The following is a 578-nucleotide window of genomic DNA, read 5'->3' on the forward strand; positions in this document are numbered from 1 at the left end:
ACGGTACGACAGAGACAGTAGCGGTCAATGCCGATGGAACCTTCGAGGTGGATGTTCCAGCAGACGACACGACGTTCCGCGTCTCGGTGTCGACAACCGACGATGGCGTGTACGAAGGCGATGAAACCTTCACGCTCAGCGGTTACACCGAGTCACAAACCAGCGCGAATGAAGTGACTGGCACAGCGACGATTACCGATGATGGCAGCGTGACGCCTCCGGATGGCACGTCAGACGACGATCGCCCTGCGGTATCGAGCATTAGCAGCCCAACCGTGTCTGAAGGGGAAAGTGCTACGTTCGAGGTCAACTTGAGCAACGCCAGCACCACCGCGACCACGGTGACCTTGACCTTAGCGGGCGACAGCGCCACCGCAGGCACAGATTTCACAGACACCGAAGTGACCGTGACCTACAAAGATGGCAGTACCCAAACGGTGGCGGTCAATGGCGATGGCACCTTCGTGATCACTGTCCCAGCGGGTGACACCCATTTCAGCGTCTCCGTCCAAACCACCGACGATGGCGTGTACGAAGGTGAGGAAACCTTCACACTGAGCGGAAAGACCGCGATACAG

At 58.3% G+C, this 578-nt stretch carries 1 protein-coding gene; it reads left to right on the forward strand.

Translation table 11 applies throughout. The features are described 5' to 3' along the window. Positions 1-578 (forward strand): Calx-beta domain-containing protein (locus tag FC652_RS20185; protein ID WP_303396468.1); only part of this gene is annotated, 578 nt, incomplete at both ends.

The organism is Vibrio sp. 05-20-BW147 (genome assembly GCF_013369385.1).
Lineage (GTDB): Bacteria > Pseudomonadota > Gammaproteobacteria > Enterobacterales > Vibrionaceae > Vibrio > Vibrio floridensis.